The 23,581-nt window shown below is 69.4% G+C and carries 25 protein-coding genes; 13 read left to right on the forward strand and 12 right to left on the reverse strand.

The features are described from left to right. Positions 1-343: 343 nt before the first annotated feature. From D0D37_RS16925 to D0D37_RS16945, 5 genes are read right to left on the reverse strand one after another with little or no spacing between them, the layout of a single operon-like run. A complete protein-coding gene (locus D0D37_RS16925) occupies positions 344-1,006 on the reverse strand; it encodes a 3,4-dihydroxy-2-butanone-4-phosphate synthase (protein WP_116201511.1) in 663 nt (220 codons plus the stop codon). An 11-nt stretch (positions 1,007-1,017) separates the two neighbouring features. Further along, complete coding sequence (locus D0D37_RS16930; RefSeq protein ID WP_116201512.1) at positions 1,018-1,707, reverse strand: GntR family transcriptional regulator; 690 nt, start codon at positions 1,705-1,707, stop codon at positions 1,018-1,020. Positions 1,708-1,741: 34 nt separating this feature from the next. After that, positions 1,742-2,233, reverse strand: coding sequence for a flavin reductase family protein (locus D0D37_RS16935; RefSeq protein ID WP_116201513.1), 492 nt, complete (start codon positions 2,231-2,233; stop codon positions 1,742-1,744). A gap of 38 nt (positions 2,234-2,271) precedes the next feature. Then, positions 2,272-2,700: an ester cyclase gene (locus tag D0D37_RS16940; protein WP_116201514.1), complete on the reverse strand. Its 429-nt coding sequence runs from the start codon at positions 2,698-2,700 to the stop codon at positions 2,272-2,274. Between the two features lie 25 nt (positions 2,701-2,725). Continuing rightward, positions 2,726-4,198 (reverse strand): purine-cytosine permease family protein, encoded by a 1,473-nt coding sequence (locus D0D37_RS16945; RefSeq protein WP_116201515.1) that lies wholly within the window; start codon positions 4,196-4,198, stop codon positions 2,726-2,728. A 330-nt stretch (positions 4,199-4,528) separates the two neighbouring features. Here D0D37_RS16945 and D0D37_RS16955 point away from each other — a divergent pair, with 330 nt between their 5' ends. Genes D0D37_RS16955 through D0D37_RS16980 form a run of 6 tightly spaced genes read left to right on the forward strand, consistent with a single transcriptional unit; the run spans position 4,529 to position 9,169 of the window. Next, entirely contained in the window at positions 4,529-5,149 is a 621-nt protein-coding gene (locus D0D37_RS16955; protein WP_116201517.1) for an amino acid synthesis family protein, read from the forward strand. After that, the gene (locus D0D37_RS16960; protein ID WP_116201518.1) at positions 5,146-5,697 is read left to right on the forward strand and encodes an amino acid synthesis family protein; all 552 of its coding nucleotides are present in this window, start codon (positions 5,146-5,148) and stop codon (positions 5,695-5,697) included. Before D0D37_RS16955 ends, D0D37_RS16960 begins: the two co-directional genes overlap by 4 nt. A 6-nt stretch (positions 5,698-5,703) precedes the next feature. Beyond that, positions 5,704-6,435: an alpha/beta fold hydrolase gene (locus tag D0D37_RS16965; RefSeq protein WP_116201519.1), complete on the forward strand. Its 732-nt coding sequence runs from the start codon at positions 5,704-5,706 to the stop codon at positions 6,433-6,435. Then, positions 6,428-7,915, forward strand: a complete 1,488-nt coding sequence (locus tag D0D37_RS16970) for an aldehyde dehydrogenase (RefSeq protein WP_116201520.1) — start codon at positions 6,428-6,430, stop codon at positions 7,913-7,915. The genes D0D37_RS16965 and D0D37_RS16970 overlap by 8 nt, the downstream gene beginning before the upstream one ends. A 1-nt stretch (position 7,916) precedes the next feature. After that, positions 7,917-8,126 carry a tautomerase family protein gene (locus D0D37_RS16975; RefSeq protein ID WP_116201521.1) on the forward strand — a complete coding sequence of 70 codons (210 nt, stop codon included), beginning with the start codon at positions 7,917-7,919 and terminating at the stop codon, positions 8,124-8,126. Next, positions 8,126-9,169 carry an LLM class flavin-dependent oxidoreductase gene (locus tag D0D37_RS16980; RefSeq protein WP_116201522.1) on the forward strand — a complete coding sequence of 348 codons (1,044 nt, stop codon included), beginning with the start codon at positions 8,126-8,128 and terminating at the stop codon, positions 9,167-9,169. The genes D0D37_RS16975 and D0D37_RS16980 overlap by 1 nt, the downstream gene beginning before the upstream one ends. 413 nt (positions 9,170-9,582) lie before the next feature. Here D0D37_RS16980 and D0D37_RS16985 read toward each other — a convergent pair whose 3' ends face one another. Beyond that, positions 9,583-10,614: a LacI family DNA-binding transcriptional regulator gene (locus D0D37_RS16985; protein WP_244223544.1), complete on the reverse strand. Its 1,032-nt coding sequence runs from the start codon at positions 10,612-10,614 to the stop codon at positions 9,583-9,585. Between the two features lie 167 nt (positions 10,615-10,781). On the opposite strand from D0D37_RS16985, the gene D0D37_RS16990 reads away from it, so the two are divergent. From D0D37_RS16990 to D0D37_RS17015, 6 genes are all read left to right on the forward strand, one after another. Continuing rightward, positions 10,782-11,711 carry a TIM barrel protein gene (locus tag D0D37_RS16990; protein ID WP_116201558.1) on the forward strand — a complete coding sequence of 310 codons (930 nt, stop codon included), beginning with the start codon at positions 10,782-10,784 and terminating at the stop codon, positions 11,709-11,711. Positions 11,712-11,788: 77 nt separating this feature from the next. Then, positions 11,789-13,237: a sugar porter family MFS transporter gene (locus D0D37_RS16995; protein WP_116201523.1), complete on the forward strand. Its 1,449-nt coding sequence runs from the start codon at positions 11,789-11,791 to the stop codon at positions 13,235-13,237. A gap of 3 nt (positions 13,238-13,240) precedes the next feature. Further along, positions 13,241-13,585: a universal stress protein gene (locus D0D37_RS17000; RefSeq protein ID WP_116201524.1), complete on the forward strand. Its 345-nt coding sequence runs from the start codon at positions 13,241-13,243 to the stop codon at positions 13,583-13,585. A gap of 22 nt (positions 13,586-13,607) precedes the next feature. After that, positions 13,608-14,627: a Gfo/Idh/MocA family oxidoreductase gene (locus D0D37_RS17005; protein WP_116201525.1), complete on the forward strand. Its 1,020-nt coding sequence runs from the start codon at positions 13,608-13,610 to the stop codon at positions 14,625-14,627. Beyond that, the gene (locus tag D0D37_RS17010) at positions 14,624-15,616 is read left to right on the forward strand and encodes a sugar phosphate isomerase/epimerase family protein (RefSeq protein WP_116201526.1); all 993 of its coding nucleotides are present in this window, start codon (positions 14,624-14,626) and stop codon (positions 15,614-15,616) included. Before D0D37_RS17005 ends, D0D37_RS17010 begins: the two co-directional genes overlap by 4 nt. A gap of 66 nt (positions 15,617-15,682) precedes the next feature. After that, positions 15,683-16,549 carry a sugar phosphate isomerase/epimerase family protein gene (locus D0D37_RS17015; RefSeq protein WP_116201527.1) on the forward strand — a complete coding sequence of 289 codons (867 nt, stop codon included), beginning with the start codon at positions 15,683-15,685 and terminating at the stop codon, positions 16,547-16,549. Between the two features lie 60 nt (positions 16,550-16,609). Here the strand turns inward: D0D37_RS17015 and D0D37_RS17020 are convergent, their stop codons facing one another. Continuing rightward, positions 16,610-17,011 carry a winged helix-turn-helix transcriptional regulator gene (locus D0D37_RS17020; protein ID WP_116201528.1) on the reverse strand — a complete coding sequence of 134 codons (402 nt, stop codon included), beginning with the start codon at positions 17,009-17,011 and terminating at the stop codon, positions 16,610-16,612. A 101-nt stretch (positions 17,012-17,112) separates the two neighbouring features. Between D0D37_RS17020 and D0D37_RS17025 the strand changes: the two genes are divergently transcribed. Beyond that, positions 17,113-17,481: a DoxX family protein gene (locus D0D37_RS17025; protein ID WP_116201529.1), complete on the forward strand. Its 369-nt coding sequence runs from the start codon at positions 17,113-17,115 to the stop codon at positions 17,479-17,481. A 47-nt stretch (positions 17,482-17,528) separates the two neighbouring features. On the opposite strand, the gene D0D37_RS17030 is transcribed toward D0D37_RS17025, so the two are convergent. The 5 genes from D0D37_RS17030 to iolC are packed head-to-tail and all read right to left on the reverse strand — an operon-like array spanning position 17,529 to position 23,545. Continuing rightward, on the reverse strand, positions 17,529-19,022 hold the full coding sequence (locus D0D37_RS17030) for a CoA-acylating methylmalonate-semialdehyde dehydrogenase (RefSeq protein WP_116201530.1): 1,494 nt from the start codon (positions 19,020-19,022) through the stop codon (positions 17,529-17,531). Between the two features lie 11 nt (positions 19,023-19,033). Next, positions 19,034-20,902: a 3D-(3,5/4)-trihydroxycyclohexane-1,2-dione acylhydrolase (decyclizing) gene (gene iolD / locus D0D37_RS17035; RefSeq protein ID WP_116201531.1), complete on the reverse strand. Its 1,869-nt coding sequence runs from the start codon at positions 20,900-20,902 to the stop codon at positions 19,034-19,036. Further along, entirely contained in the window at positions 20,899-21,738 is an 840-nt protein-coding gene (gene iolB, locus D0D37_RS17040) for a 5-deoxy-glucuronate isomerase (protein ID WP_116201532.1), read from the reverse strand. The genes iolD and iolB overlap by 4 nt, the downstream gene beginning before the upstream one ends. Next, positions 21,735-22,601, reverse strand: a complete 867-nt coding sequence (locus tag D0D37_RS17045; RefSeq protein ID WP_116201533.1) for a Cgl0159 family (beta/alpha)8-fold protein — start codon at positions 22,599-22,601, stop codon at positions 21,735-21,737. Before D0D37_RS17045 ends, iolB begins: the two co-directional genes overlap by 4 nt. Continuing rightward, positions 22,598-23,545, reverse strand: a complete 948-nt coding sequence (gene iolC, locus D0D37_RS17050; protein ID WP_116201534.1) for a 5-dehydro-2-deoxygluconokinase — start codon at positions 23,543-23,545, stop codon at positions 22,598-22,600. The genes D0D37_RS17045 and iolC overlap by 4 nt, the downstream gene beginning before the upstream one ends. Positions 23,546-23,581: the final 36 nt, after the last annotated feature.

The raw sequence follows: 23,581 nt of genomic DNA on the forward strand, positions 1-23,581 counted from the left end.
AAGCAGCCGTACGTTTTATGCGGCGGTCTGGTACTTGATGATAGGCGTTCGGACCGAGTCGTGTGTTTCGTGCGGTCGGGACGTGCGACGAACAAGGCTTGGTCGGAGCCGCATGGCGAGGGAGTGGCATGCGGAACTACGCAGCGTGGTCTCCGATGCGCCCCGGGGTGCTTGGCTGGCTCGGCCGACGGAAGAAGCAGTCCCGACCTGACCGCGGCCGAACGGAGGAGCGTGGGAGCAATGCAGGTGAGCGGCCCTGGGGTCGCGGCGGGGCATCTGCACCGCTCCGAACCGACCGCCGAACGTTTCCTCCAGGATCCGGACGAGCCGCGCGGCGCAGGAGTCACCGGACTGAAGCGAGCGAGGCCGCAAGTGCCGAGTTGGGTGAGGCGCTTCCGTTCGCTCGATTCCGGCCTGCGACCGGGAGAGCGTATGCCTTGGCGAAGCGCGCCGCCGACAGGTCGTCCAGGGGTTCCCCGGTGTCGTCGATGAGGCGGCAGACCATCGCGACGGGGGAGTGTCCGGCGGACGCGACGAGGGCGACGGCTCGTTCCCATACTCGGGGGCGTGTCGTGAATCCTTCGTCGGCGCACCGGATGGGGAGCACGTGCCCGGGGCGGATGAGGTCGGCTGGGACTGCGCGCGGGTCGGCGAGGACTCGCATTGTGAGGGCGCGGTCGCGTGCGGAGATGCCGGTGCCGACCCCGGTCGCGTCGACGGCGACGGTGAAGGAGAGGCCGCTGTCGTCGGATCCAAGCACGGGTTGGTCAGGTATCCGGAGGCGGTCGAGCCAGGCGGACGGTGCGGCGGCGTGGAGCAGACCGGAGGAGTGCCGGATGGCGAAGTGCAGCGACTGGGGTGTCGAGGCTTGCGCGGGCAGGGCGAGCACTGCTCCGTCGTCGTCCAGCAGGACTGCGGGCCTCCCGGTGGCGAAGGCGGCGCGGACGGTGTCGTCCGGATGCGGGGCGGTTGCCGCTGGGGTCGGGAGGGTGCAGAGGTCGGTCATCGTGGGTTTTCCTAGCGGTCGTCGGGCGGGGCGTCGCCGGTGCGGAGGCCCGCGAGCAGCGCGCGCCGGCTGGCCCGGACGTGCTCTCGCATGACCTGCTCGGCGCTGTCGCCGTCTTTGGACAGGATGAGTTCGAGGACGTGGTGGTGTTCGCGGTCGGACTGGTGCGGGCGACCGGGTTGTTTGAGGGAGGTGGTGACGAGCCGGGAATACGCGAGCTGGTTCATCAGGGTGCGGTAGTGCGCTTCGAGTTTGCGGTTGTCCGCGCCCACGATGATCAGGTCGTGGAACTCCTCGACGAGTTCCGCGTAGCGCTGCCGGTCGTCGGCGTCGACGGCGAGGTCGGCTTGGCGAAGGTTCTCCTTGAGCTGGTCGACCTCGGGCACTTGTCCGCGCTGGGCGAGCAGCCTCGCCGCGGCCCCTTCGAGGAGTTCCTTCATCTCGAACAGCTCGGTGATCTCGCGGCGCGACGGTGCGGTGACGAACGTGCCGACCCGCGGGCGGATCTCGACGAGGCCCTCGGTCTGCAGCTGCTTGAAGGTTTCCCGGACCGGGGTCCGGCTGACGCCGAACTCCTCGGCGAGGGCGAGTTCGGACAGGCTCGTCCCGGGGGAGACCTCGCCGGCGATGATGCGCCGCCGGATCTCGGCGATCAGCCTGCCTTGGATTGAGCCGTTGCTCGCCTCGTTGACGCCTGCCACTGTGTCTGCTTCCCTTCTCCTGCCCCGTCCCGGACTAGGTCAGCGGGTCGAGGGCGTTTCCGTCGAAGAACCTACCTGCGCTGTACACCATCGACGGGACGTCGGCGGCCTCCGCGTGGATCACCCGGCAGATGAACACGGTGTGGGTGCTGGCCAGGAGGCGTTCGCGGATCTCGACTTCCATCCGCGCGGCGCTGCCCTCCAGCAGCGGGCTGCCGTGCGGGCCCGGCGTCCAGTCGAGTCCGGCGAATTTGTCGGCGGACTTCGTCGCGAAGGTCTTGACGACGTCGAGTTGCCCGGCGGACAGGATGTTGATCGCGAGGTGCCCGGTGCGGTACAGGCAGTCGTGCGTGGACGACGTGTGCTGGACGGCGACCATGACAGTCGGCGGGTCCAGGGAGATGCTGGAGAACGCGTTCACGGCGAGCCCGCGCGGCGTGCCGTCGTCGAGTGCGGTCACGACGGTGACGCCGCTGACGAACCGGCTGTTGACCTGCTTCATCAAGTCCGGGTCAGGGAAGGTCATCGGGGTGTTCCTCGGAGTGATCGTCGACGTCATGGCGGTCACCGGTCCTGTCCGACGGGGACGATGCCGAGCGCGGTGAGCAGGGCGCGCGGGTCCCAGGTGACCGTTTCCTCGACGATGAGGTCGTCGAGGAACCGCGCGAAGGTGGCGCCGTTGACCGCGACGGACCGGTTGGTCGCGGGAACGCCGAGGAACGAGTGGGAGTGCGCGCCGCTGCTGTGCCAGCGGATCGCTGCCCGATCGCCCTCGACGACGATCTCGTCCACGACGGTGGTCAGGTCCGGGAACGCGGCCCGGGTCGAGACGATGGACGCTTTGAACTGGTCGCGATCGTGCTCGGCTCCGCCGCTCTCGATCCGGCGGTAGCCAGGGCTGAGCAGCTCGTCGAGAGCGTCGACTTCGCCCCGGTCCCAGGCAGCTTCCCAGGCGCTGCGGATCCGGTCGCGCCGGAAGTCGTTGTCTGCCATCAGGATCTCTCCTTTCTGAAGAGGGTCAGGACGCCCGGGCCTTGGTCTTGGCGTCACCGGTGACGGCGGGGTCTGAGAAGACCGGTTTCGCGCGATGCCACAACGGGGGCAGCCGGTAGGTCAGGACGAAGACGATCGCGGCGACGCCGAACCCGACGAAGTACGAGAGGTCGCCCCACTCGGGATGTGCCTTCGCCATGGGGCCGACGTAGAACGACAGGTTCCAGAACAGCGCGGAGACCGCCGCGCCGACCGCCCAGGCCACGAAGCCCCACTCCAGAATTCGCCGGGAGTCGTACAGTTCGGCGATGCGCGCGCGGTCGCGCCGGTGCCCGAGCGCGTAGTCGAGCAGCAGGACCGCGCCGAAGGGAGCGATCAGGTACGCGCCGAGGAACAGGAACGTCTTGAACTTCGCCTCGAAACCCTCGTCGGCCCAGAGGCTGATGACGTAGGCGAGAGCGCAGATGGCGGTGACCGCGGTGCGCCGGCTGATCGGGATCCGCAGTGTCTGCACCGAGATCGCGCCGCCGTAGACGTTCAGGAAGTTCTGCGAGAACGAGGAGATCAGGATGACCAGCAGCGCGGGGATGTGGAACGGGCCGGTCAGCCGGTCGAGCGCCTCGATGGGGCTCTCGCCCGAGGCCGCCGAGTTGCCCAGCAGGGCGCCGGCGATCCCCAGCCAGGACAGCGAAAGGAAGTTGCCGGCGAACGTCCAGAGCCCGCTGGCGCGGTTGACGCGGTTGTTGTCCGGGAGGTAGCGGGAGTAGTCCGAGGCGAAGGGCCACCACGCGATCAGGAAGGACAGGAAGTAGCCGGCGAAGGTGATCCAGCCGCCGGCGCCGCCGATCCATCCGGATGCGTGCGGATTGGCCTGGAATCCGCCCGTCCAGCCCCGGCTCACCGAGACCACGGTGATCATCACGAACCCGAAGAACAGCACGACCGCGAGGATCCGCTCCAGGTAGTGGATCATGTTGTAGCCGAACACGGCGACCACGAGCTGGAGCACGACGAGGACCAGCGTGCCCAGCCAGTACGGGATTCCCGGCGCGAGTGCCTTGAGCGCCTGCCCGCCGAGGATGACCGTCACCGCGGCCCAGCCGATCCCGGCGAAGACGTTGACGTAGGCGACCGGGATGAAGTTCCCGAAGAATCCGAGCGGTCCCCGGGCCTGGATCTGCTGGGCGACGCCGAGCCGTCCGCCCATCCGGGAGAAGACCCCCATCAGGACCGCGCCCAGCAGCGAGCCGCCGATGATCGCGGTGACCGCGGAGGTGAGCGAGAGCCCGAAGCTGGCCGCGACGAAACCGAGGACCATGATCGGGAAGTTCATGCCCGCGGCGAACCAGATGAAGAATTGCGAGACCGGCTTCCCGTGCCGTTCGGAGTCGGGGATGGCGTCCACCCCGTACGGTTCGACGACCGCGATCCGGTCGCGGTAGTGCAGGTCCGGTGCTTCTCCGGCCGGTACCGGGGACTCAGCTTCGTTGCTGGGCATCGGATCACCTTTCACGTGGAGATCGAGGCGCTGAAGAGCGGTGGGGACGCATCGCGTCCGGAGGGGCCGGTCCTGCGGCCCGTGCTGACGCTGGCCGCCTCCCTGGCATGCAAGAGAAGGTAGGTCGGGTCACTCTTGTATGTCAATGCTTTGCCTGCGACGACCGCGAGCTGGTCGTTGTCTCTGCCGTGCCAGCGGACCATCAAAAGGTCCTTTACCTGCCTTTATGGCGCGGCTGAGCTGTTGAATTGAAGTCTGGAGCGCGGGTGTGCGGCCAGGCGGACACGTAGTCGCTTGACGATTGACTGGATCAGACTTACGGTCTGTGGCATGCAAGAGGAAGTGAGTTCCGACGAGATCGGCCTTCGCAAGGTCGTCGTCTACCGCGAAGAGGTCGTCACCGAAGCCGGTGCGCGGCCCGCGCGGCCGGCGGTGCAGGCGAGCGTCGCCGCGGTGCTGCGGAATCCCTGGGCCGGGACGAGCCCTTCGCGGGACCTCGCGCCCGAGGTCGTTTCGATCGCACCCGGCCTCGCTCGCCTCCTGACCAGTCGGCTGCTCGAAACCCTCGGCGGAGTCGACGCCGTCGAAGCCTTCGGAAAAGCCGCGGTGGTGGGCAATGCCGGCGAGATCGAGCACGGCGGCGCGCTGATCCACACGCCCTACTTCGGCAATCTCATGCGCGAGTTCCTCGAGGGCGAATCGATCATCTGCTTCGCCGACACTCGGGCCGAGGCAGGGACACCGCTGGTCGTTCCGTTGTGGCACAAGACGCACGCGGCGACCCGCAGCCATTACCAGACCGTCACCACCCGGATCTCGGACGCGCCCCGGCCCGACGAGATCGTCGTCGTCGCGGCGGCCTCCACCGGCCCCCGTCCGCATCCCCGCATCGGGGACCGCACCACCGACCCCGCCGTCACCTCGAAGAAACTGGAGAGCGTCCCGTCATGAAGCTGCGCAAGATCGTCACCGTCGTCGAGGAAACCGTGGCCGAAGGCGGTCGCCCCGTGGAACCGGCGGCCCGGGTGGCCGTCGTCGCCGCGATCATCGAAAACCCTTGGCACGGACAGGGATTCGTCGACGACCTGGCTCCCGGCATCGAGGCGACCGCTTCCGGCGTCGGCGCGCTGCTCGCCCCCCGGGTGATGGAGGCGCTGGGCGAACCCGCCGAGGCGTACGGCAAGGCCGCGATCGTCGGGCTCGACGGCGAGGTCGAGCACGGCTCGGCGCTCATCCACACGCTCAAGTTCGGCGACCACTTCCGCAAGGCGGCCAACGCCACCACCCTGCTGCCCGCCGTCGAGAAGCGCGCCCCCGCGGGCATCGTCTTCGACATCCCGCTCAAGCACATCACCGACGCGACGATCCGCTCGCACCACCAGACAGTCGAGGTACGCATCGCCGACGCGCCGCACGCCGGTGAGATCGTCGTGGCCCTCGCCGCGGCTTCGCAGGGACGGCCGCAGCAGCGGCTCGCCCCGCTTACGACCGAGCAGTGACCGACCATGACTGTGCAGACGCTGGTTCTCCTGCACGGTGTGGGTCTCGACCACACCGTGTGGGGACCGGTGGCCGAGCTGCTCGGCGACCGGTTCCAGGTCGTCGCGCCTGATCTGCCCGGCCACGGCTCGCGTCCGCCGGTTCCGGAGGGCACGACGCTGGCCGATCTCGCGGCCGGAGTCGCCGACGAGATCCCGCCAGGTTCGCACGTGGCGGGCTTCTCGCTTGGCGCGCTCGTGGCGCAGCACTTGGCGGTGTATCGCCCGGAACTGGTCAGGACGTTGGCCTCAGTCAGTTCTGTGTGCCGGCGGACGGACACGGAGCGGGCCGCGGTGTTGAGCCGGTTGGCCACCGCCGCGGCGGATCCTGGCGCGAGCACAGCGGCGTCCTTGGAACGCTGGTTCGGCGGGACGGACGTTCCCCCGGACTTGATCCGCGCGACCGAATCCACTTTGTCGTCGAACGATCCGGACAGCTTCGTGCGCTGCTATCGGGTCTTCGCGACCGGCGACGCCGAGATCGGGCCGCGGCTGGGGGAGATTTCGGCCCCGTCGCTCGCGGTCACCGGCGAATTCGATCCCGGGTCCACTCCGGAGATGGCGCTGCGGCTCGCCGACGCCATCCCGGACTGCGCGGCGGAGGTGATCGCAGGCGCCCGGCACATGCTTCCTGTCCAGAAACCACGCGAACTGGTCACCTGCTTGACCGCTTTCATCGGAAGGTACGCCCATGCCTGATCTGCCCCGGCTGCATCACTTCATCGGAGGCAAGCCGACCCCGCCGGACTCGGGCGAGTACTTCGCGAGCGTCAACCCGGCCACCGGCGAAGCCCTCTACGACGCCGCACGCGGCAACCACCGCGACATCGCCGCCGCCGTGGAGTCGGCGCGCAAGGCGTTCGACGACCCGCAGTGGCAGGCGCTGAGCCAGACCCGCCGCGGGCACCTGCTGCGCCGGCTCGGCGACCTCATCGCCGAGAACGCCGAGGAACTCGCCCGGTCGGAGAGCCTCGACAACGGGAAACTGCTGCGCGAAATGCGCGGCCAGCTCGCGACCTTGCCCGAGTACTACCACTACTACGCTGGCCTCGCGGACAAGATCCAGGGCGACGTGATCCCCACGTCCGACCGGCGCGTGCTGAACTACACCGTCCGGGAGCCGCTGGGCGTCGTCGGGGCCATCACGCCCTGGAACTCCCCGCTGACCCTGACCAGCAGCAAGCTCGCACCGGCTCTGTGCGCGGGCAACACCGTGGTGGTCAAGCCGTCCGAGCACACCTCCGCGACCGTGCTGCGGCTCGCCGAACTCGCCGTCGAGGCGGGTTTCCCGCCCGGAGCGGTCAACGTCGTCACCGGCTTCGGCGGCGAGGCGGGACAGCCGCTCGTCGACCACCCCGGACTCGCGAAGATCTCGTTCACCGGCAGCACCGCCACCGGGTCGCGGATCGCCTCCGCGACTGCGGGCCGGTTCGTCGGTTCGACGCTGGAACTCGGCGGGAAGTCGCCCAACATCGTCTTCGAGGACGCGGACATCGCGAACGCGGCGACCGGCGTGGTGGCCGGGATTTTCGCCGCCGCGGGGCAGACCTGCATCGCGGGCAGCAGGGTGTTCGCCCAGCGTGCCGTGTACGACGAGCTGCTCGAACGCGTCAGCGAACGCGCCCGCACGATCCGCATGGGCGACCCGCTCGCCGACGACACCGAACTGGGCCCGCTGGCGTTCGCGGACCAGCGCGACAAAGTCGCGTCCTATGTGGACCTCGCCCGCAGCGAGGGCGCACGGGTCCTGACCGGAGGCCGGGCCACCGACGGCGGCCTCGGCGGTTGCTTCTACGAGCCCACGGTGCTCGTGGACGTCGACAACTCGATGCGCGCCGTGCGCGAGGAAATCTTCGGGCCGGTCGCGGCGATCATGCCGTTCGACACCGAGGACGAGGTCGTGGCGCTCGCGAACGACACCGACTACGGACTCGCCGCCGGCGTGTGGACGACGAACCTCGCCCGCGCGCACCGGATGGCGTCCCGACTCGACGCGGGCACGGTGTGGGTGAACACCTACCGCGCCATGTCGCCGATGTCGCCCCGCCAAGGCTTCAAGAGCAGCGGCGTCGGCGTCGAGCACGGCACCGAAACCATCAAGGAATACACCCGGCTCAAAAGCGTCTGGATCAACACCGACGAAGGCCCGGTTCCCGATCCGTTCGTGATGCGGAGCTGACATGCCGAACGTCGACATCACCCTCGCCGAAGGCCGTTCGCCGCAGCAGCTCCGGAGCCTGCTCTCCGCCGTGCACGAGGCAGTGCTGACCACGGTGGACGCCCGTCCCGAACACATCCGCGTCGTCGTCCGCGAGGTGCCCCGGACCCACTGGTCGACCGGGAACCAGACCATCGCCGAGATGCACGCGAGCCGATCGAAGGAGCAGTAATGAGGTTCTCCCTCTTTGTCCACATGGAACGCTGGGACGAGCAGACCACGCACCGCGAGCAGTTCGAAAATCTCGCCGAACTGGCGCTCATGGCCGAAGCAGGCGGATTCGGCACCGTGTGGGTCGGCGAACACCACGCGATGGAATACACCATCGCCCCCAGCCCGATGCCCGTCCTCGCCTACCTCGCCGCGAAAACCAGCACCATCCGGCTCGGCGCGGGCACCATCATCGCCCCGTTCTGGAACCCGATCCGCGCCGCGGGCGAGACCGCGCTGCTCGACGTGATCAGCAACGGCCGCATGGAGGTCGGCGTCGCCCGCGGCGCGTACCAGATCGAATTCGACCGGATGGCCCCGGGAGTGAAGGCCACCGACGGCGGCAAGCACCTGCGGGAACTCGTGCCCGCGGTCCGCGCCCTCTGGCAGGGCGACTACGCCCACGACGGCGAAATCTGGCAGTTCCCGACCGCGACTAGCGTCCCCAAGCCAGTCCAGCAGCCGACCCCGCCGATGTGGGTCGCCGCGCGCGACCCCGCGTCGCACGACTTCGCGGTGGAGCAGGGCTGCAACGTCATGGTCACGCCGCTGATGAAGGGCGACGAAGAGGTCGCCGCGCTCAAGCAGAAGTTCGACACCGCGGTAGCGAACCACCCGGAGGTCGCTCAGCCCGAGATCATGGTGCTGCGCCACACCTACGTGCACTCGCCCGACGATCCCGAGGGCTGGCGTCCCGCCGCCGCGGCGATCTCGCGGTTCTACCGCACCTTCGACGCCTGGTTCGGCAACAAAACCGCACCCGTCAACGGGTTCCTCGAACCCAGCCCGGAATCGAAATTCGCCGACCGCCCGGAATTCGAACTCGACTCGCTGCACCGGACCGCGATGATCGGCACCCCGGACGAAATCGGCGTCCGCCTCAAGGAATACGAGGCCATGGGCATCGACGAGTTCAGCTACTGGACCGACAACAGCATGACCCACGAAGAGAAGAGGGAATCCCTCGCCCGCTTCATCTCCGACGTCGTCCCGCTGTTCTCCTGAACACGCGCCGATCCCGGCCGGCTGGTGCGAGAACGTAGGCCTCGCGCCAGCGGCACAGACGGCCGTGGCATCGTGATCTGGCCCCGGTTCGGCATTTTGCGTCCAGCGGGGTCGCGACACCAGGCACGAAACGCGTTGCAACGAATGGATCTCGGCGAAACTTCCGCAAGCGCAGGCCGGAGCCTCAGGCAGTCAAGCGTGATCAATATCTTCACCTGATGGCGCAAGGCATGAGCAACTCGGATGCGTGTCGGCAGGTCGCGATCGACCGCCGCACCGCCTGACCCGGGTGCGACTCCGGCCTCATGGCGACGCCGGGCGAAGATGCGCGCCCCGGATGCCGTGGAACTGTCCGGCGACACCGACGGAAACCCGACTCGCTCGCGATTGCGGGCAGTCAGGCGCGCCTTGGGTCAGCGGGCGGCCGGGCGGCCTGTCGTACCGCGGATCACCAGTTTCGGGTCCAGGACGGTTTCCGTCGGTTCGAGTGTTTCGTCCTCCAGCCGGGCCACGGCTTGGTGCACCGCCTGTTCCGCGATGCGGTCGGCGTCCTGGCGGATCGTCGTCAGGTCGATGTAGGACAGGTGCGAGAGGTGGCTGTCGTCGTAGCCGACGACCGAGATGTCTTTCGGCAGTTCGAGGCCGGCGCGGCCGAACGCGTGCATCAGGCCCACTGCGCAGCGGTCGTTGCCCGCCAGCACGGCGGTCGGCAACCGGTCCTCGCTCAGCAGTTGCTGGGCGGCGGCGATCCCGGCGTCTTCCGAGTACGCGCCGGGCAGGACGCGCGCGGTCAGCTTGTGCCGGCGCATCGCTCCGCGGTAGGCGCGGCGGCGGTCGGGTGCGCCGGGGTCTTTTCCGCCGTCGACGTGGACGATGTCGCGGTGGCCCAGCTCCGCCAGGTAGTCGATCGCCTGGCGGACTCCGACCAGGTCCGCGGTGTGGACGCTGTCGACGCGGGCGCCTGGCACCCGGCGGCCCACCGACACGGCGACGGTGCGCTTTCCCAGCTCGGCCAGGTACGCCGGTTCGGCTTTCGAGCCCAGCAGGATCACCGCTTCGCAGCGGTGGCTCAGCAGCGCTTCCACGGCTTTGCTTTCGTCTCGGCCGGGCGCGGTCGCGGACAGCAGGACGTCGTAGCCGAGTCGTTCGGCTTCCGGGTAAATGCCTTCGACCAGGTCTGCGTCGAAGGGCTGGTGCACGGTCAGCACGACGCCGAGTGTGCGACTGCGGCCGCGGGCGAGCAGCCGGGCGGCGTTGTCCGGGCGGTAGCCGAGTTCGTCCGCGGCGGCCAGCACTCGCTGCCGGGTCGCTTCGCTGGCGCCTGGCTGGTTGCGGAACACCAGGGACACGAGCGCGCGCGAAACGCCTGCTTTCGCGGCCACGTCGACCATGGTCGGACGGCGCTGCTTCCCAGTCGGCTCTTCGCCGGGGGACTGCTCGGGCACGGCGTTCCTCCTCTCGTCGGCGTTCCCGGCGGGATTCTTCCAGGCTCTTGACAGCCCGGTGTGACAGCCAGCATAGTGCTGCGGACTAGAGCGCGCTAGTAGAGCGCACTAGGAGACCGCGACAACCTCTTCACCTCCGATGTCCGGGAGGACCCGCCGTGACGACGATGTCCCGTATCACCGCCGGAAACCTGTGCCTGGGTTCGGCGCCCGACTCCTGGGGGATCTGGTTCCCCGACGACGAGAACCAGGTGCCCTACCTCCGCTTCCTCGACGAGCTGGCCGCCGCCGGTTATCGCTGGTTCGAGCTGGGCCCGTACGGCTACCTACCCACCGATCCGCGACAGCTTGCCGAGGAGGCTGCCTCCCGGGGGCTGCAGGTTTCCGGCGGCACAACCTTCGGTGCGCTGCATCGGCCGGAGGCGTTCGAGGAGACGGTCGCGACCGCCCGCCGCGTCGCCGAGCTGACCGCCGCGGCGGGCGCGCACCACCTGGTGTTCATCCCGCCGATGTACCGCGACGAGAAGACCGGCGAGTACACCGAGGAGCCGCGGCTGAGCGCCGAGCAGTGGAACTCGCTCGGCGGCCGCGCGAACGAGCTGGGCCGGATCCTGCTGGAGGAGTACGACGTCCGGCTGGTGCTGCATCCGCACGCGGACAGCCACATCCAGACCCAGCCGGAGATCGAGCGGTTCCTGAACGAAACCGATTCCCGCTACGCCAACCTGTGCCTCGACACCGGTCACGTCGCCTACGGCGGCGGCGACAACCTCGACCTGATCCGCCGGTTCGGCGAGCGCGTCGGCTATGTGCACATCAAGCAGATGGATCCCGCCGTGCTCGCCCAGGTCGCTGAGGAGGGGCTGTCGTTCGGCGAAGCGGTCAAGCGCGGCGTCTGCGTCGAGCCCCCGGCGGGTGTGCCGGATCCCGCGTCGGTGGTCGAGGCACTGTCCACTCTGGACGCTGAGCTGTTCGTGATCGTGGAACAGGACCTTTACCCGTGCGCGGCCGAGGTCCCGCTGCCGATCGCGGTGCGCACGCGCGAATACCTCGCTGCCCACGGACTGGCAGGCAGCACCCGCCCGCGTCTGGGCTGAGCGTTTTTCGGGGAACCGCAGGGAACTTACTGATCCGCGCCAGCGGGGTCTGGCGCACGGGGCAACGGAGCACCCACATGAACCAGGTCCGGGCAACGACGCCGTCGGCCGTTCCGCTCGACGAAAAGGGACCGCATACCCGCAGGCTGCGGCTGGTCACCGTGATGGCGACCTTCGGCGGTCTGCTGTTCGGCTACGACACCGGCGTGATCAACGGCGCGCTGCCGTACATGAAGGACGACCTCGGGCTGTCGCCGTTCACCGAGGGGCTCGTGACGAGTTCGCTGCTGCTGGGCGCGGCGCTCGGCGCGATCGTGGGCGGGCGGCTGTCGGACCGGCGGGGCCGCCGCCGGATGATCCTGCTGCTGGCGGTGATCTTCCTGGTCGGCACGATCGGCTGCACGACCGCGCCGGTCACCGCGGTGATGGTGGTCAGCCGGTTCGTGCTCGGTCTCGCGGTCGGCGGCGCGTCGGTGACGGTGCCGACCTACCTGGCCGAGGTGTCGCCCGCCGAGCGGCGCGGCAGGCTGGTCACGCAGAACGAGCTGATGGTCGTGACCGGCCAGCTGCTCGCGTTCACTTTCAACGCGATCATCGGCAACGCGTTCGGGGAGAGCCACGGGGTGTGGCGCTGGATGCTCGTGATCGCGACCCTGCCCGCGGTCGTGCTGTGGGCAGGGATGCTGGTGATGCCGGAAAGCCCGCGCTGGCTCGTGTCCAAAGGCCGGTTCGCCGACGCGCTGGCCGTGCTGGAGCAGGTCCGCTCCCGGCAGCGGGCGGCGGCCGAACTGGGCGAGGTACGGCAGCTGGCACTGGAGGACGAGAAGTCCCAGACCGGCGGTCTGCGCGACCTGGCGACCCCGTGGATCCGGCGGCTGGTGTTCGTCGGGATCGGCATCGGGATCGTCCAGCAGATCACCGGGGTCAACTCGATCATGTACTACGGCACGCAGATCCTCACCGACGCCGGGTTCTCCGCGAACGGGGCGCTGACGGCGAACATCGCCAACGGCGTGATCTCGGTGCTGGCGACGTTCGTCGGGATCTATTTGCTGGGCAAGGTGAACCGGCGGCCGATGCTGCTGATCGGGCAGATCGGGACGACGTCGGCGCTGCTGCTGATCGGGTTGTTCTCGCTCGTCCTGCCCGCCGGGGAGGGCCGCGCGTTCGTGGTGCTGGCGCTGACGGTCACGTTCCTGGCCTTCCAGCAGGGCGCGATCTCGCCGGTGACGTGGCTGATGCTGGCGGAGATCTTCCCGCTGAAGCTGCGCGGGCTCGGCATGGGCATCGCGAGCCTGGTGCTGTGGCTGACCAACTTCGCGATCGGGCTGACGTTCCCGATCCTGGTCGCCGCGCTGCACATCTCCACGACGTTCTTCCTGTTCGTGATCCTCGGGCTGGGCGCGATCGTCTTCGTCGCGAAGGCGGTGCCGGAGACTCGCGGCCGTTCGCTGGAAGTCCTGGAAACCGAATTGCACCAGCGCTTCGCCGGGCCGGTGCCCGTCGCGGCCGGAAAGAAGGGCTGAGCCATGGCAGTGCTCGCCGCAGTGACCGATTCGGCCGAAGGCGACCTCGCGCTCGCGCGCGGCCTCGCCGAAGCGCAGTTGCGCGGGACCAAGCTGCTGGTGGCGAACCTGCGGCTGAGCCCGCTCGCCGTGCCGGAAGCGGCGGAGGTCCTCGAACGCCGCGCGGGCGTCGACGTCGCCGAGTACGTCCTCGACCTGATCGACGAACGGGCCGGGGAGATCGATCTGCTGGTGATCGGCATGAAACGCCGGTCGCCGGTGGGAAAGCTGGTGCTGGGCAGCGTCGCGCAGCAGCTGCTGCTGGGCGCCGACGTCCCGGTGCTGGCCGTCAAAACAGCGGGAAGCTGAGCGAAGGAAGGGAGAACCCGCCGTGACCGTACGGGTGGGAGTGATCGGAGCCGGGATGATCGGGCAGGACCACATCCGCCGGCTGACCGAAGTGGTCCACGGCGCCGAGGTCGTCGCGGTGACCGACCTGGACGCCGACCGGGCAGCGCGGGTCGCGGCCTCGGCGGGCGCCCGGGTCGCCGCCGACGGGGCCGAGCTGATCGGAGCGTCCGAGGTGGACGCGGTGCTGGTCACGTCGTGGGGGCCGACGCACGCGGAGCACGTGCTGGCCGCGATCGCGGCGGGCAAGCCGGTGTTCTGCGAGAAACCGCTGGCCACTACGGCGGAGGACTGCCTGCGCATCGTGGAGGCGGAGGTCGCGGCCGGGCGGCGGCTGGTGCAGGTGGGCTTCATGCGCCGCTACGACGCCGGCTACCGCGAACTGAAGCGGGCACTCGACGCCGGGGAAATCGGCACGCCGCTGATGGTGCACTGCGCGCACCGGAACCCGACCGTCCCGGAGAGCTACCACTCCGAGATGGCCGCGCAGGACACCGCGGTGCACGAGATCGACGTGCTGCGCTGGCTGCTGTCCGACGAGATCGTGTCGGCGCAGGTGCTCACGCCGCGGCCGACGGCGAAGCGGTTCGAGCATCTGCGGGACCCGCAGATCATGCTGTTCGAAACCGCCGCGGGGGTGCGGATCGATCTCGAAGTGTTCGTCAACTGCCAGTACGGCTACGACATCCAGTGCGAGACGGTCGGCGAACTCGGTCTCGCCCGGCTGCCTGAGCCGTCCCGGCTCGCGGTGCGCACCGGCGACGCGACGCGGGTGTCCGTGCCCCAGGACTGGAAAGAACGCTTCGGCGCCGCGTTCGACGTCGAGTTCCAGGAGTGGATCGACACCCTGGCCGCCGGGCGCGAGCCGGCCGGACCGTCCTCTTGGGACGGTTACGCGGCGACGGTGATCACCGACGCGACGGTGGAGGCGTTGCACAGCGGCCGGGTCGTCGGCGTCGCGATGAAGGACCGGCCCGCGTTCTACCCGAGGGACGCGCGGTGAAGCTGGGCGCCTACACCGCCTGCCTGCACGACCGCACCCTGGCCGAGGCACTCGATGTGCTGCGGGACAACGGATTGACTTCGGCGGAGGTGAACAGCGGCGGATTCCTGCCTGCCCCGCACTGCCCGGTCGACCTGCTGCTGTCCTCGGCCACCGCGCGTCGCGAGTACCTCGCGGAGTTCGCGGAGCGGGGCATCGAGCTGACCGCGTTGAACTGCAACGGGAATCCGCTCAACCCGCTGCCCGGCATCGGGCCGAAGCACGCCGAGGACCTGCGCCGCAGCATCCGGCTGGCCGGGCTGCTCGGGGTCCGGCACGTCGTGACGATGTCCGGCACCCCCGGGTCCGACCCGGACGCGAAGTACCCGTCGTGGGTGGTGAATCCGTGGGACGACGTGTACCTGGACGTGCTGGACTACCAGTGGGACGTCGCGGCCGAGTTCTGGAACGAGATCGACGCACTGGCGCTGGAGCACGAGGTCCGGGTCGCGATCGAAATGCACCCGCACAACCTCGCCTTCTCGCCGGTGACGCTCAAGCGGCTGATCGACGAGACCGGCGCGGCGAATCTCGGCGCGGAACTGGACCCGTCGCATCTGATGTGGCAGGGCATGGACGTCGTCGCGTGCGTTCGGTGGCTCGGTCCGCTGGTCTTCCACGCCGCGGCCAAGGACGTGACGCTGTGCCCGGGGAAGGACGTCCGCGGCGTGCTCGACACGTCGTTCGCCCGGGTGCCGGCCGACGTGCCCGGACGGGTGCCGACCGGCATCGGCCACTGGTGTTCGGCGTGGCCGGCGGATCCGGCGTGGAAGTTCGTCGCCGTCGGTCTCGGGCACGACGTGGACTACTGGACCGGGTTCCTGCGGGCGCTCGCCGACGTCGACCCGGAGATCGCGGTGAACATCGAGCACGAGGACGCCGCGTACACCCGGACCGACGGGCTCGCGCTCGCCGCGAAGAACCTCCACGCCGCCGCGCGCGGCCGCTGAAATCCGCCCGAACCCAGGGCGGCCGGGCGCACGTCCGGCCGCCCTGTCCCATTTCCGGAGGAAACCGTGAAACTCGCTCTCGATCCGCAGATGTTCTACGCGACCCATTCCGTGCTGGAGCTGCCCGACGTGGTGGCGCGCATGGGCTACGACTGGATGGAGCTGTCGCCCAAGGCCGATTTCATCCCGTTTTTCGGGCATCCGCGCGCCGACGACGCGACCGTGGTGAAGCTGCGCAAGCGGGCCGCGGACGCCGGTGTGGGCATCGCGTCGGTGCTCCCGGTGCTGCGCTGGTCCGGGCCGGGGGAGGAGGAACGGCAAGCGGCGGTCCGGGCGTGGAAGCGGGCCGTCCAGATCGCTGTCGATCTCGGCGTGGACACGATGAACTCCGAGTTCAACGGCCGTCCCGAAGCCGCCGAGTTCGCCGAGAGCCAGTTCCTGCGCTCGATGGACGAGCTGATCCCGGTGTTCGAACGCGAGGGCGTGAAGCTGGTGCTGGAACCGCATCCGGACGACTTCATCGAAGACGGCCACGCCGCGGTGCAGTTCGTCCGGGGCCTCAACCGCGACTGGATCTCGTTCCTCTACTGCACACCGCACACCTTCCATCAGGGCAACGACGCGTCCGGCATCATCGCCGAGGCAGCGGAGAAGGTCGCGTACGTGCATCTCGCGGACACTTTGGACCACACGGCCTCGAACGGGCTGCGCTACATCGTGAACCCGCCCGGCTCGACCGTGCGCGTGCACCAGCACGCGGAAATCGGCCGCGGCGAGGTCGACTTCGACGAGGTCTTCGCCGCGCTCGCGTCGGTCGGATTCGACGGCGTCGTCTCTTCCTGCGTGTTCGGCTGGGAGGAGCAGGCGGAGGAGATCTCCGTGCGGCAGCGGGAAAAAGCGACCGCGCTGATCGAGAAGCACTTCGGCGGGTGACCGCGAGGCCGGGCCGGGTTTCCCGCTCCGGCCCGGCCTTGTCGCCCCGAAACGGTGTCGTCAGGGGCGGCTTGGCGCGTCCGCCGTGCCGGAGCGATGCCGGGACCGGTGGGCGTTGATCTGTTCGTGGTGCGCCATTGCCCATTCGGCCAGGGCCATGACCAGCGGAACCAGTGTCCGGCCGAGGTCGGTGAGTCCGTACTCCACGCGCGGCGGCACCTCCGCGAAGGCGGTGCGCGTGACCAGCCCGTCCTCGATCAGCCGCCGCAGCGTCAGCGTGAGCATGCGCTGCGAAACACCGGCGGTCGCCTGCTCCAGCTCGCCGAACCGCAGCGGATCGGCACGCAGGGTGCCGATCACGAGCATGCTCCACTTGTCGCCGACCCGGTCCAGCACTTCCCGAACCGCACCGCGCTCGCGGATCCTCGGCGGAACGCCCGCCCCGGGTGTGACCTCCGCCATACGCAGGGCTCCGTTCCTGGACACATACACGGGTGTGCCTTTTGCCGCCGTCCCCGGGCGCGCAGATCATCAGGCTACGCACTGACGGACGGAGGCACGCGGTGGACCTCGCACTGTGGATCGGCCAGGGACTGCTTGCCGCGGTCTATCTCGCCGCGGGCGGGCTCAAGCTCGTGCGGTCGCGCGAGCGGCTGATCGCGACGGGCGGCCTGGAATGGATGAGGGATTCGCCGGACGCGGGCGTGAAGGCGGTCGGACTGGTCGAGGTCCTCGGGGCGCTCGGCGTGGTCCTGCCGTGGCTGACCGGGATTTCGCCGGTCCTCACCCCGGTCGCCGCGGCCGGACTGGCCGTGGTCCAGGTGTTCGCGTTCCGGGTGCATCTGGTGCGGGCCGAACGCGGTCCGTTGCCGGTCAACGCTTTCCTGCTGGTGCTGGCCGTCGTCGTCGCGATCGGCAGGTTCGCCGGCTGAACGGCCGCGGCACGCCCGGGAGCACCGGGCGTGCCGCGGCACTGGAGTCAGGTGGCGGTGGGGAAGTTGAACGCCGCGCCGTGCGCCTCGGTCTCCGGCCAGCGGCTGGTGACGACCTTCGCGCGGGTGTAGAACCGGACGCCGGCCGGGCCGTGGATCGGGCTGTCGCCGATCAGCGAGTCCTTCCAGCCGCCGAAGGAGTAGTAGGACATCGGCACCGGGATGGGCACGTTGACGCCGATCATGCCGACCTTGACCCCGCGCTGGAACTTCCGCGCGGCCTCGCCGCTGCCGGTGAAGATCGCGGTGCCGTTGCCGTACGGGTTGGCGTTGATCAGCGCGATCGCCTGGTCGATTGTGTCGGTGCGGACCACGGCCAGCAGCGGGCCGAAGATTTCCTCGCGGTAGGCGTGCATTTCGGTCGTGACGTGGTCCACAAGGGACGGTCCGACGAAGAATCCTTCCTCGTGTCCGTCGACGGAGAGGCCGCGCCCGTCGACCACGACGGTGGCGCCTTCTTCCGCGCTGCGGCCGACCGCCTCGACAACCCGGGACCGGGCCGCCTCGGTGACGACCGGGCCCATGTCGCTGGAGGAGTCCGAGCCAGGGCCGACCTTGACCTCGCGGGCCTTGCGCTCGAGCACCTCGACCAGCCGGTCGCCCGCCTCGCCGACCGCGACCGCGACGGAGATCGCCATGCAGCGCTGGCCGGCAGAGCCGAACGCGGCGGCCGTGAGGTGGTTGGCGGCGAACTCCAGGTCGGCGTCGGGCAGGACCACGGCGTGGTTCTTCGCGCCGCCGAGCGCCTGGACGCGCTTGCCGGTCGCGGTGCCGCGCTCGTGCACGTACTTCGCGATCGGAGTGGAGCCGACGAACGACACGGCGGCGATGTCCGGGTGGTCGAGGATGGCGTCGACCGCGACCTTGTCGCCGTGGACCACGTTGAACACGCCGTCGGGCAGCCCGGCCTCGGCGTAGAGCTGCGCGACGAGATTGGACGCGGACGGGTCGCGCTCGCTGGGCTTGAGCACGAAGGTGTTGCCGGTGGCGATCGCGACCGGGTGCATCCACAGCGGCACCATGATCGGGAAGTTGAACGGGGTGATGCCCGCGACGACGCCGAGCGGCTGGCGGAAGTCGTGCACGTCGACGCCGCGCGAGACCTGGTCGGAGAAGCTGCCCTTGAGCGCGTCCGCGATGCCGCAGGCGTACTCGACGACCTCGCGGCCGCGGACGATCTCGCCGCGCGCGTCGTCGACCACCTTGCCGTGCTCGCTGGAGATGATCCGCGCCAGTTCGTCCTCGTGCTTGACCAGCAGCTCGCGGAACGCGAAGAGGATCCGGGTGCGCTGGGTCAGCGACGAGTCGCCCCAGGACTCGTACGCCTTGTTCGCGGCGGCGACCGCGGTGTCCACGTCGGCCGATTCGGCGAGCAGGACCGACGACTGCCGCTGGCCGGTCGCCGGGTCGTAGACCGGCGCGGTGCGCGTCGACCCGGCTGGCGTGGCGGTGCCGTTGATCCAGTGTTCGATGGTGTTCACGCTGCTCCTCGTCACAGGTAGTGCCGCTGTCGCCGCTTGGCCGCGGTGTAGGTTTCGCGCGCTTCGCGCGTGGAGTCCAGGTCGGACACTTCGCTGACCGGCACGTCCCACCACCCGGATCCGGGCGGGTTGGGACCGTACAGGTCGGTTTCGACGTGCACGACGGTGGTCGTGGTGTTCGCCTTGGCTTGCTTGAGCGCGGTCCGGAATTCGTCCACAGTGGACGCCTTGAGGACAGTCGCGCCGAGGCTGGCGGCGTTCGCGGCGAGGTCGACCGGCAGCACGCCGCCGTCGAGCAGGCCGGACTCCTCGGCGCGATAACGGTAGGACGTGCCGAATCGTTGCGAGCCCAGTGCTTCCGACAGCGAGCCGATGGAGGCGAATCCGTGGTTCTGCACCAGCACGATGATCACCTTGAGCCGCTCGGCGATCATGGTGACGATCTCCTGCGCCATCATGAGATACGAACCGTCGCCGACCAGCACGACCACCTCGCGGTCCGGTGCGGCCATCTTGGTGCCGACGCCCGCGGCGACCTCGTATCCCATGCAGGAGTAGGCGTATTCGACGTGGTAAGCCTTGGGATCCCTGGCACGCCACAACATCTGCAAGTCGCCGGGCATCGAACCGGCCGCGTTGATCACCACGTCGCGGTCGTCGAGTTCGCTGTTGAGCGCGCCGAGGATCTCGGTCTGCGCGGGCAGCGGGCCGTGCCCGAGACGGAAGCATTCCTCGGCGGTGCGGTTCCACTCGTCGGCGAGCAGTCGCGTGCGAGTCCGGTACGCGTCGTCCACGTGCCAGCCGACGAGCGCTTCGTGCAGTGCGGTGATCCCGCGTTTCGCGTCCGCCAGCACCATTTCGGCGGAATGCTTAGCGGCGTCGAGGCGGGCGACGTTGAGATTGACGAACTTCACCGCCGGGTTGCCGAACACGGTGTGCGAGGCAGTGGTGAAGTCGCTGTAGCGGGTGCCGATGCCCAGCACGACGTCGGCGTCCGCGGCCAGTGCGTTGGCCGCGGAGGTGCCGGTGGAGCCGAGGCCGCCGACCGCGCAGGAGTGGTCCCACTGGACGGTGCCCTTGCCCGCGTGCGTGTCCGCGACGGGGATGCCGGTCGCCTCGGCGAAAGCGCGCAGTTCCTGTTCGGCCTCGGAGTAGACGACGCCGCCCCCGGCGACGATCAACGGTGCCTTGGCGTAGCGCAGCAGTTCGACGGCACGGGCGAGCGCTTCCGGTTCAGGGACCGGGCGGTCGAGGTGCCAGACGCGGCGGCGGAAGAACTCCTCCGGCCAGTCGTACGCTTCGGCCTGCACGTCCTGCGGAAGCGCGAGAGTGACCGCGCCGGTTTCGACGGGGTCGGTCAGGACGCGCATCGCGGCCAGCGCGGCGGGGATCAGCTGTTCGGGCCTGCTGATCCGGTCGAAGTACTTCGACACTGGACGGAAGGCGTCGTTGACCGTCACGTCGCCGCCGCGGGTGTCTTCCAGTTGCTGCAGCACCGGGTCGGGGCCGCGGGTGGCGAACATGTCGCTGGGCAGCAGCAGGACCGGGATCCGGTTGGTGGTGGCCAGCGCGGCGCCGGTGATCATGTTGGTGGACCCGGGACCGGTCGACGCGGTGCAGGCGAAGGTCTGCAGCCGGTTGCGCATCTTCGCGAACGCCGTCGCGGCGTGCACCTGGCCCTGCTCGTTGCGGGCGAGGTAGTAGGGGAGGTCGGCTTCGCCGGTGCGGGCAGCTTGCAGCAGTGCCTGGCCGATGCCCGCGACGTTGCCGTGCCCGAAAATCCCGAAGCAGCCCGGGATCAGCCGCTGCTCGATGCCGTCGCGTTCGGAGTACTGGTTGGCGAGAAAACGCACCAGGGCTTGCGCGGTGGTCAGCCTCATCGTGCGCCTCCGAACGGCAGCCGCGGGTCGACGTCTTGGGATTCCCAGGTCTGGCGGACCCAGCCGTGTGCGGGGTCGTCGCAGATCAGCCAGGCCCGCTCTTGCCCGGGCCCGGCCATCACGTTGAGGTAGTACAGGTCGTAGCCGGGCACGGCCATCGACGGACCGTGCCAGCCGTGCGGGATCAGCACCACGTCGCCGCTGCGGACCTCTTCGAGAAGGTCGATCGGGCGCTCGTCAGTGCCGTAGACGCGCTGGTAGCCCATGCCGCCGTCGGCGACCTCGAAGTAGTAGATCTCCTCGAGTTCGCTTTCGCCCTCGCGCGCCTCGTCGTGCTTGTGCGGCGGGTAGGACGACCAGTTCCCGCCGGGGGTGAGGACTTCGCAGACGAGCAGCTGGTCGGCGTCGAAGGTGTGCGGCAGGCAGTAGTTGTTGACCTGGCGGCTGCAGTTTCCCGCGCCGCGCAGCTCGGTCGGCACGTCTTCGGCGGGGCCGTATCGGGCGGGCAGCCGCTTCGACGTTTTCGCCGAGGGCAGCGCGAACCGGCCTCGACCGGTGACGGTCGCCTCGGATTCCCTTGGCAGGTAAGCGAAATCAGTAACGGCGTCGAATACGCCAGCGCGACCGGCCAGGTCGAACTTCTCGCCGTCGACTTCTACCGTGCAACTGCCGGACAGCGGGAGCACCAGGGCTTCGGCGTCGCCGGTGGAGAAAGTCTCGGTGCCGTCCAGTTCGAGCACCCGCAGGCCGGAGAAGCCCCAGCCCGCCGATTCGGGCGTCACGGCGAGGCTGAACGGGCCGTCCGCGGTGCTTCCGGCTTTCCGATAGAGGTTCACAGGAGCCCCACCGCCGTGTCGACCGCCTTGGCCACGTCGCCGTCGTGCGGATAGAGCAGGGAACGCCCGACGACGAGCCCTTGCACCGTCGGCAGCGCGAGAGCTTTCTGCCACGCCGCGAACGCCGCGTCCGGGTCCTTGACCTCGCCGCCGAGCAGCACGGCGGGCAGCGTCGAGGCTGCGAGCACTCGCTCCATGTCGGCCACCACCGGCAGCTTCAGCCAGGTGTAGGCCGAGGACCGGCCGAGCCCGGACGCGATCGTGATGGACCGGATGACGGCCTCGGGGGAGAGGTCGTTCTTGACCTTCCCGTCGACCCACGCGGACAGGAACGGTTCGACCATCGCGATCAGCTTCTTCTCGGCCAGGTCGTTCACCGCCTTGGCGGTGTTCTCCAGAATGCTCGGCGTCGCGGGATCGTCGAGGCAGATCCGGGTGAGCGTTTTGCCGCCGTCGAACCGCATCCGGGCGATGGTTTCCGCGTCGTAGCAGGCGAACCGGTCGTCGATCTCGAAGCTCGACCCGGCCAGCCCGGTCCGGTTCATCGAGCCGATGACCGTCTTGCCCTCCAGCGCGCCGAGCAGCAGCAGGTCGTCGACGATGTCGGGCGTCGCCAGCACGCCGGTGACGCCGGGTCGCTCCAGCGCGAGACACAGCCGCTCCAGCAGTTCGCCGCGATCGGCCATCGCCAGCGGGTCACTGCCCACCGCGTTCGCTCCGCGCGCGGGATGATCGGCCGCGATGATCATCGCCGCGCCCTTGTCGTTGAACGGCGACTTCGCGCGCACGCGAGCCGCGGCCGCCTCGGCGATCGCCTCCGGATCGTGCACCCGTTTGGCGACGATCCGCTCCACGGTGTTCATTCGGCTCCTCCGAGCTTGCGCAGTACCTGGTCTTCGGTGGGCATGGCGTCCGAACAGGACAGTTCGCCGGCGACGTGCGCTCCGGCCGCGTTCGCGAACCGCATGACGCGCTCGGTGCCCCACCCGGACAGCAGTCCGTGCACGAGTGCGCCGCCGAACGCGTCGCCCGCGCCGAGGCCGTTGACGACCTCGACCGGCACCGGCGGCACCTCCACCCCGCCGGTGTCGTCCACCGCGAGCACGCCCTTCGGCCCCTGCTTGACCACCGCGAGCGAAATGCCCTTGTCCCGCAACGCTTTCGCCGCCGCTCGGGGCTCGCGCACGGCCACCGCGGTGTCGCACTCGTCGAGGTTGCCGACCGCGACCGTCACGTGCTCCAGCGCCTTGCCGACCCACTCGCGCGCCTGCTCGCGCGACTCCCAGAACATCGGCCGGTAATCCAGATCCAGCACCGTGATCCCCCTGCGACCACGGGCTTCCAGAGCCGCCAGCGTCGCCGCACGACTCGGCTCCTGCGACAACCCGGTCACCGTCACCCAGAAGACCTCGGCTGCCCGGATCGCGTCGAAGTCGAGGTCCTCGGGAGCGAGGTCGAGGTCCGGCGCCTTGGGGAACCGGTAGAAGTAGAGCGGGAAATCGTCCGGCGGGAAGATCTCGCAGAACGTCACCGGCGTCGGCAGACCGGGGGAGGCGCCGACGAACCGGTCGTCCACGCCGAACTCGCCGAGCGCGCGGTGCAGATACCGGCCGAACGGGTCGTCGCCGGTCTTGGTGATCACCGCGCTGCGCCGGCCGTAGCGTGCCGCGGCGACCGCGACGTTGGTCGCGCTGCCGCCGAGATACTTGCCGAACGAGGTGACGTCTTCCAGTCCGACGCCGGTCTGCTGAGGGTAGAGGTCCACCCCGATCCGGCCCATCGTGACGAGGTCGAACCTCGTGGTCATTGTCGCGTCCTCCTGCCTGCCGCGGTGGCTCCGCTC

Origin of the sequence: Amycolatopsis circi (assembly GCF_003385235.1) — a bacterium.
Lineage (GTDB): Bacteria > Actinomycetota > Actinomycetes > Mycobacteriales > Pseudonocardiaceae > Amycolatopsis > Amycolatopsis circi.

Coding starts and splice junctions, on each gene's coding strand:
- D0D37_RS16935 (WP_116201513.1), bottom strand. CDS start 2,233: ATGACCTTCCCTGACCCGGACTTGATGAAGCAGGTCAACAGCCGGTTC.
- D0D37_RS17045 (WP_116201533.1), bottom strand. CDS start 22,601: ATGAACACCGTGGAGCGGATCGTCGCCAAACGGGTGCACGATCCGGAG.
- D0D37_RS16975 (WP_116201521.1), top strand. CDS start 7,917: ATGCCGAACGTCGACATCACCCTCGCCGAAGGCCGTTCGCCGCAGCAG.
- D0D37_RS16940 (WP_116201514.1), bottom strand. CDS start 2,700: ATGGCAGACAACGACTTCCGGCGCGACCGGATCCGCAGCGCCTGGGAA.
- D0D37_RS16990 (WP_116201558.1), top strand. CDS start 10,782: ATGTCCCGTATCACCGCCGGAAACCTGTGCCTGGGTTCGGCGCCCGAC.
- D0D37_RS16960 (WP_116201518.1), top strand. CDS start 5,146: ATGAAGCTGCGCAAGATCGTCACCGTCGTCGAGGAAACCGTGGCCGAA.
- D0D37_RS16965 (WP_116201519.1), top strand. CDS start 5,704: ATGACTGTGCAGACGCTGGTTCTCCTGCACGGTGTGGGTCTCGACCAC.
- iolC (WP_116201534.1), bottom strand. CDS start 23,545: ATGACCACGAGGTTCGACCTCGTCACGATGGGCCGGATCGGGGTGGAC.
- D0D37_RS17020 (WP_116201528.1), bottom strand. CDS start 17,011: ATGGCGGAGGTCACACCCGGGGCGGGCGTTCCGCCGAGGATCCGCGAG.
- D0D37_RS16925 (WP_116201511.1), bottom strand. CDS start 1,006: ATGACCGACCTCTGCACCCTCCCGACCCCAGCGGCAACCGCCCCGCAT.
- iolD (WP_116201531.1), bottom strand. CDS start 20,902: ATGAGGCTGACCACCGCGCAAGCCCTGGTGCGTTTTCTCGCCAACCAG.
- D0D37_RS16995 (WP_116201523.1), top strand. CDS start 11,789: ATGAACCAGGTCCGGGCAACGACGCCGTCGGCCGTTCCGCTCGACGAA.
- D0D37_RS16945 (WP_116201515.1), bottom strand. CDS start 4,198: ATGCCCAGCAACGAAGCTGAGTCCCCGGTACCGGCCGGAGAAGCACCG.
- D0D37_RS17000 (WP_116201524.1), top strand. CDS start 13,241: ATGGCAGTGCTCGCCGCAGTGACCGATTCGGCCGAAGGCGACCTCGCG.
- D0D37_RS16980 (WP_116201522.1), top strand. CDS start 8,126: ATGAGGTTCTCCCTCTTTGTCCACATGGAACGCTGGGACGAGCAGACC.
- D0D37_RS16970 (WP_116201520.1), top strand. CDS start 6,428: ATGCCTGATCTGCCCCGGCTGCATCACTTCATCGGAGGCAAGCCGACC.
- D0D37_RS16955 (WP_116201517.1), top strand. CDS start 4,529: ATGCAAGAGGAAGTGAGTTCCGACGAGATCGGCCTTCGCAAGGTCGTC.